Source organism: Terrabacter sp. P5_B1, assembly GCF_056400505.1.
Genome location: NZ_JBFULD010000317.1, coordinates 1 through 4,874, shown reverse-complemented (window position 1 = coordinate 4,874; position 4,874 = coordinate 1). Strand labels below are relative to the sequence as shown.

Sequence of the window (4,874 nt, the reverse complement as noted above, 5' to 3'; positions counted from 1 at the left end):
CGACGTGACGGGGCGGCAACACGTGGCCTCTCGACGCGAACGAGGCGGCAACACGTGGCCTCTCGACGGTGGAGGCTCGGGGCGGCGGCGAAGCCGTGCACCCAGTCCCGCAGCTCGGTCTGGTCGTCGTTCAGGGCGAGCGAGAACTCCACCACGACGGGCCGCCGCCTCAGGCCTTGGGCAGGTCGAAGAAGTTCGCGATGTTGGCGGCGAGCCCGAGGTCGCCCTTCGCCTTGATCTTGCCGGTCATGAACATCATGACCGGGTTGCCGCTCTTGGTGATGACCTTGGCGAAGTCGACGGGCGTCATGGCCAGGGTGAGGGTCGAGTCCCCGTCGTGCCCGGGGAGCGTGCTGCACGTCCCGTCAGCGAAGCGCACGGTCCACTCGTCGGCGCCGCCGTCGGGTCGCCCGGTGATGCTCCAGTGCGTGGTGGCCGTGGTCGAGCCGGCACGATCGGGCCGGAAGAGCTCGGGCATCCGCCGGAAGATCGCGTCGACGATCGCCTCACGGTTGGGGCTCTCCATGACCGCCCTGACGTCCCTGTCGGACATCTCCTTGACGATGCGGATGAACTCGCGGGGCTCGACGGCCGCGATCTGCTCGGCGCTGGCGGTTGTGAGGTCGATGTCGGACATGCGGTCCCTCCGGACGGAGACGACGTTGTTACCGCCAGTAGGTTACTGGACGGTTGAGCCGTCGAGGAACCAGCCCGCCACCATCCCCTCCGGGCGCCCGGGCTCGATGTAGTGCTCCCAGGCGAAGGCGACGGCGAACATCTCCATCGGCATCTGGAGCATCCCCTGCGCGTCGGACTGGCTCGCGTGGGCCTTGAGTGCCGAGCGCTTGACTTCCAGGAACTCGCTGACGTCGCAGGCCCAGTGCAGCTCGCTCTCGAGGCTGCCGAGCGGGTTGCCGTCGTCCATCGGCGCGCTCGGGTCCCACTCCAGCACGTCGAGCCCGGCGGCCATCGCCGCCTGGTGGGAGCGGATCATGGCGTCGCGGTTCATCGAGCCCTCGAGGTAGCGCCGCGTGCCGGCGAGCTCGGCCGCGCGCTTCGTCACGGCGTGGACCTTGACGTGGTCGGGATGGCCGTAGCCGCCATGCCAGTCGTAGCCGACGACGACGTCGGCGTCCTCCTCGCGCAGCACGGCCGCGAGGCGCTCGGCGGCCTCCTCGGTGTCGGCGCGGGCGAAGCTCTCCTCGTGGTCGTTCTGGGCCCACCCGGTCATGCCGGAGTCGGCGTAGCCGAGGAACTCGACCCGGTGCGTGCCGATGACGGCGTTGGACGCAGCCGCCTCGACCCGGYGCCGCTGCACGACGGTCTCGCCCTCCGCCAGGTCTTCGGGGGCGTCACCGTGGTCGCCGTTGGTGGCGACGACGAGGACGACGCGGTGCCCCTCGCTGACGGCGCGCGCCATCGAGCCGGCGGACTGGGACGCCTCGTCGTCAGGATGGGCGTGGACGAAGACAACGGTTGACATGCCCTCAGCCTCTCACCGCGCACCGACGTTCCCACCATCGGCGGACGCAGCCCCGACGGGCAGCGTGTAGACGACGTAGCCCTCGTAGGTCGCCACCTCGTCGTAGAGGCGCCGCGCCACGGCATTGCCCTCGTGGGTCTGCCAGTAGACGCTGACGCAGCCTCTGTCGCGGGCCCAGTCCCGGACGGCGCCGATGAGCGCGGTGGCGACCCCGCGCCCACGCAGCGCCGGGTCGGTGAAGAGGTCCTCGAGGTAGCACAGGTCCGGCTCGCTCGAGCTGGGATGCACGAGGAAGTGCGTGATCCCGACGAGCTGCCCGTCCAGCCACGCGCCGCGCCCGTGCAGCCGCGCGCCAGAGGTGATCTCGCGCCATGCCGTGTCGTATGCCGTGTCGTCGAGAGTGCGCCCGTAGAAGCTGATGTACGCGCGGAAGAGCACTTCCCACCGGCCCCGGTCGTCGGGCCCGAACCTCCGGATGTCGACCACCAACCCGACGCTAGCGCGACGTCACGCCCATCGGGAGGGCCACGACCCGGCATACCGAATGAGCGGGTCAGGCGTCAGGCCTTCTTGGCGGTGGCCTTCTTGGTCGTGCGCTTCGCCGTCTTCTTGGCCGTCTTCTTCACGGCGCGCTTGCGGGTCGTCGGGCCCTTGGCGCGCTTCTCGGCGAGCAGCTCGTAGCCGCGCTCCGCGGTGATCGCGGCCGGGTCGTCGTCCTTGCGCAGCGTCGCGTTGGTCTCGCCGTCGGTGACGTACGGACCGAAGCGGCCGTCCTTGACGACGACGGGCTTGCTGCTGACCGGGTCGGTGCCGAGCTCCTTGAGCGGCGGGGTCGCCGCCGCACGCCCGCGCTGCTTCGGCTGCGCGTAGATCGCGAGCGCCTCCTCGAGCGTGATGTCGAAGAGCTGCTGCTCGGTCGTGAGCGAGCGCGAGTCCGTGCCCTTCTTGAGGTACGGGCCGTAGCGACCGTTCTGAGCGGTGATCTCGACACCGTCGGCGTCGGCGCCGACGACGCGCGGCAGCGACAGCAGCTTGAGCGCGTCGTCGAGCGTCAGCGTCGAGAGCTCCATGTCCTTGAAGAGCGAGGCGGTGCGGGGCTTGACCTTGGCGGCCTTCTTGCCCTTGGGCTTGTCGCCCGCCTCGTCGTCCTCGATGACCTCGGTGACGTAGGGCCCGTAGCGGCCGGCGCGCGCGACGATCTCGCGGCCGGTCTCGGGGTCCTGGCCGAGCACCTTGCCGTCGTCGGCTGCGACCTCGAGCAGCTCGCGCGCCATCTCGGGCGTCATCTCGTCGGGGGCGACGTCGTCGGTGATCGTCGCGCGGCGCGGCGTGGCCGGCACCTCGGCGCCCGCGGCCACCTCACCCGTCGCGAGGTCGACCCCTGCGGGCACCAGCTCCTCGACGTAGGGCCCGTAGCGCCCGACGCGCACGACCATGCCGTCACCGATGGGGATCGTCGAGATCTCCTTGGCGTCGATCTCGCCGAGGTCCTCGACGAGGCTGCGCAGGCCGGCGGCCGAGGTCGCCTCCTCGCCGAAGTAGAAGCGCTTCAGCCACTCGACGCGACCCTCGTCGCCGTTGGCGATGCGGTCGAGGTCCTCCTCCATCGAGGCGGTGAACTCGTAGTCGACGAGGTTGCCGAAGTGCTCCTCGAGCAGGCGCGTGACGGCGAAGGCCAGCCATGTCGGCACGAGCGCCTGGCCCTTGGTGAAGACGTAGCCGCGGTCCTGGATCGTGCCGATCGTCGCGGCATACGTCGACGGGCGGCCGATGCCGCGCTCCTCCATCGCCTTGACGAGCGTGGCCTCCGTGAAGCGGGCGGGCGGGCTCGTCTCGTGGCCGTCGGCCTCGGCGCGCACGACCTCGAGCGCGACCCCGGCCGAGAGCTTCGGCAGGCGGCGCTCCTCGGCGGCGGCGTCGGCGCGGGCGGCGGCCTCGTCGTCACGGCCCTCCTCGTACGCGGCGAGGAAGCCCTTGAAGGTGATGACGGTGCCGCTCGCGCTGAACTCGACGGACTGCGCACCCTCGATCGCCGTGTCGACGGCGAGCTTGACGGTGGCGGTCGAGCCGCGGGCGTCGGCCATCTGCGAGGCGACGGTGCGCTTCCAGATCAGCTCGTAGAGCGCGAACTCCTCGCCGCGCAGCGACCCGGCGACCTGGGCCGGCGAGCGGAAGCGGTCACCGGCGGGACGGATGGCCTCGTGGGCCTCCTGCGCGTTCTTGACCTTCTTCTCGTAGCGGCGCGGGCTGTCCGGCACGTACTCGGCGCCGTACAGGTCGCGGGCCTGGCTGCGCGCGGCGGTCGTCGCGGCGTCCGACAGCGTCGTGCTGTCGGTACGCATGTAGGTGATGTAGCCGTTCTCGTAGAGCCGCTGCGCCACGCGCATGGCGTTCTTGGATGACATCCGCAGCTTGCGCGACGCCTCCTGCTGGAGGGTCGAGGTCGTGAACGGCGCCGACGGGCGGCGGGTGTAGGGCTTCTCCTGGACGTCGGTGACGCGTGCAGCGAGCGGGAGGCACGCCGAGGCGATCCGGGTCGCGAGCGCCTCGTCGAGGTGGACGACGCCCTTTCCGGTCAGGCGGCCGTCGTCGGCGAAGTCGCGGCCGGTGGCGACGCGGACGCCGTCGACGGACGACAGCCGCGCGGTGAACTGCTGGCTCGCGGCGTCGGGCGTGAAGTCGCCCTCGACGTCCCAGTAGGAGGAGCGGACGAACGCCATGCGCTCGCGCTCACGCTCAACGACCATGCGGGTCGCGACGGACTGGACGCGGCCGGCCGAGAGGCCCTGGCGGACCTTGCGCCACAGGACCGGACTGACCTCGTAGCCGTAGAGGCGGTCGAGGATGCGGCGGGTCTCCTGCGCGTCGACCATCGCGGTGTCGATCTCGCGGGTGTCGTTGACGGCGCGCTGGATCGCCTCGCGGGTGATCTCGTGGAACACCATGCGCTTGACGGGAACCCGCGGCTTGAGCGCCTCGAGCAGGTGCCACGCGATCGCCTCGCCCTCGCGGTCCTCATCGGTGGCGAGGTAGAGCTCGCTGGCGTCCTTGAGCAGCCGCTTGAGCTCCGCGACCTTCTTCTTCTTGTCCGGGTCGACGACGTAGTACGGCTCGAAGCCGTTGTCGACGTCGACGGCGAACTTGCCGAACGGGCCCTTCTTCATGTCGGCCGGCAGCTCGGACGGGTTGGGCAGGTCACGGATGTGACCGACGGACGCCTCGACCTCGAAGTCGCCCCCGAGGTAGCCGGCGATGGTCTTCGCCTTGGCGGGCGACTCGACGATGACGAGCTTGCGGCCCTTGCCTGCGGCCATGGTGYACCTTCAACTTCCCGCATCTCACGTGCAGCGGATTCGTCGCTGCCCGGACGTGGACGCGGACCGACCGTAAC

General features: G+C 70.5%; 4 protein-coding genes. All 4 read right to left on the bottom strand.

Annotated elements, in window-relative coordinates:
* Positions 1-169: 169 nt before the first annotated feature.
* On the bottom strand, positions 170-637 hold the full coding sequence (locus AC1DP0_RS18110; RefSeq protein WP_478087112.1) for an SCP2 sterol-binding domain-containing protein: 468 nt from the start codon (positions 635-637) through the stop codon (positions 170-172).
* A gap of 42 nt (positions 638-679) precedes the next feature.
* Positions 680-1,483: a PIG-L deacetylase family protein gene (locus tag AC1DP0_RS18105; RefSeq protein WP_478087110.1), complete on the bottom strand. Its 804-nt coding sequence runs from the start codon at positions 1,481-1,483 to the stop codon at positions 680-682.
* A 12-nt stretch (positions 1,484-1,495) separates the two neighbouring features.
* Positions 1,496-1,969 carry an N-acetyltransferase family protein gene (locus AC1DP0_RS18100; RefSeq protein WP_478087108.1) on the bottom strand — a complete coding sequence of 158 codons (474 nt, stop codon included), beginning with the start codon at positions 1,967-1,969 and terminating at the stop codon, positions 1,496-1,498.
* 74 nt (positions 1,970-2,043) lie between these two features.
* On the bottom strand, positions 2,044-4,797 hold the full coding sequence (gene topA, locus AC1DP0_RS18095) for a type I DNA topoisomerase (RefSeq protein ID WP_478087104.1): 2,754 nt from the start codon (positions 4,795-4,797) through the stop codon (positions 2,044-2,046).
* Positions 4,798-4,874 lie beyond the last annotated feature (77 nt).

What these genes read in the sequence shown, in the direction of transcription:
- AC1DP0_RS18110 (WP_478087112.1), bottom strand. Translation starts at nt 637, where the DNA reads ATGTCCGACATCGACCTCACAACCGCCAGCGCCGAGCAGATCGCGGCC.
- topA (WP_478087104.1), bottom strand. Translation starts at nt 4,797, where the DNA reads ATGGCCGCAGGCAAGGGCCGCAAGCTCGTCATCGTCGAGTCGCCCGCC.